The following is a 1,393-nucleotide window of genomic DNA, read 5'->3' as shown; positions in this document are numbered from 1 at the left end:
CCCGCAGGGCGGGCGCCGCCGCCTCCAGCCGGCCGAGCAGCGCGGCGGATTCGGCCGCCGCCGCGTCATAGGCGCGGCGCAGCCCCGGCCTTGCCTCCGGCTCGTGGCTGCGCAGCAGGATGTTCTTCCACTCCTGCACCTGCAGGCGGAACGCCGTCTCCGCCCCCCGGCCGAGATCGAGCGCGCCATGCAGCGCCTCCAGCCGGGCCATGGCGTCGCGCGCCTCGGCCTGGTTGCGGTGCAGCGCGAAGAGGCCGAGCCCGGCCATCGCCAGGAGCACCAGCATCACCACCCCGCCGAGCAGCAGCCTGCGTTGCATCGCCTGCCTCCGCGCCCTGCGGCGCCGTTCGAGCCCTGTCACGAAACTGCCACGAAGCGACTGATTTTCCGGCAGAAAATCGGCCCCGCCCAGGGCGCGCATGGATCGCAGGCAGGGGAGCGCGCGTCAAGCGCCGGGGACCGCCTGACAAGAGCGCGGCGCTTCGTTACCCTGGTGCGAGTCGGAAGAGGGATATCGCCGCGCATGGCGCAGAGCACGGAACTGGCGCTTCGCCTGCGGCCCGAGGCCGCGGCGGTTCCCGAGCTGCTCGACCGGCTGGAGGCCTTTGCCGAGGCGGCCGAGCTGGCGCCCGGCGCCGCGCATCGCGTCGCCCTGGTGGCGGAGGAGCTGGTGGCCAATGTCGCCATGCATGGCAAGGGAGCGAGCTTCGTCGAGGTGGCGCTGCACCTGCGCGACGGCGCGCTGCATCTCGGCATCACCGATGACGGCCCCGCCTTCGACCCGCTGGCCGAGGCCGCGCCCGACACCGAGGCCGGCATCGAGGAGCGCGAGATCGGCGGGCTCGGCATCCATTTCGTGCGGAACATGGTGCGCTCGCTCGACTATCGCCGCGCCGATGGCCGCAACCACCTGATGGCGGTGCTGGACGCGGCGTGATCGCGGCGGCACCTTAGGCGGGATTAGAGGAATGACGCGCCGCCGGGCAGACCCCGTGGCGCGGGACTGGACGCACAAAGGAGCGTGACGAGTATGCAGATCGCCGAGATCAAGTCCGGGGCCGTGACGGTCGCTGCCTTCGAAGGGCGGCTCGACACCGCCACCGCCGCGGCGGCGGAGGCCAAGCTGCTCGCGCTGCTGGAGGAAGGCGGCGTGGTCGCCGATCTGGAGGGGGTGCGCTACGTCTCCTCCGCCGGGCTGCGCGTGCTGCTGAAGGCCGCCAAGCAGGCCAAGACCGCCGGCAAGGGCTTCAGCGTCTGCGGGCTGCAGCCGGCGGTGCGCGAGGTGTTCGAGATCTCGGGCTTCGACAAGATCATCCCCGCCTACGCCACCCGCGCCGAGGCGCTGGCCGCCTGACCCCGCCCGGCGCAGGACCGGGCGGTCGCCAGCCGCCGG

At 73.0% G+C, this 1,393-nt stretch carries 2 protein-coding genes and 1 pseudogene; 2 read left to right on the top strand and 1 reads right to left on the bottom strand.

What is annotated here, in order from left to right; all coding sequences use genetic code 11:
- Nucleotides 1-319: pseudogene (locus HMPREF0731_RS24870) on the bottom strand (hypothetical protein); the annotation flags it as partial.
- Between the two features lie 204 nt (nucleotides 320-523).
- On the opposite strand from HMPREF0731_RS24870, the gene HMPREF0731_RS23995 reads away from it, so the two are divergent.
- Together HMPREF0731_RS23995 and HMPREF0731_RS02275 are read left to right on the top strand one after the other, a co-directional pair.
- Nucleotides 524-937 carry an ATP-binding protein gene (locus HMPREF0731_RS23995; protein WP_007002385.1) on the top strand — a complete coding sequence of 138 codons (414 nt, stop codon included), beginning with the start codon at nucleotides 524-526 and terminating at the stop codon, nucleotides 935-937.
- Between the two features lie 93 nt (nucleotides 938-1,030).
- Entirely contained in the window at nucleotides 1,031-1,354 is a 324-nt protein-coding gene (locus HMPREF0731_RS02275) for an STAS domain-containing protein (protein ID WP_007002384.1), read from the top strand.
- Nucleotides 1,355-1,393 lie beyond the last annotated feature (39 nt).

This window comes from Pseudoroseomonas cervicalis ATCC 49957 (assembly GCF_000164635.1).
In the GTDB taxonomy this organism is placed as follows: Bacteria; Pseudomonadota; Alphaproteobacteria; order Acetobacterales; family Acetobacteraceae; genus Pseudoroseomonas; species Pseudoroseomonas cervicalis.
This window is presented reverse-complemented; position numbering and strand designations above follow the sequence as displayed.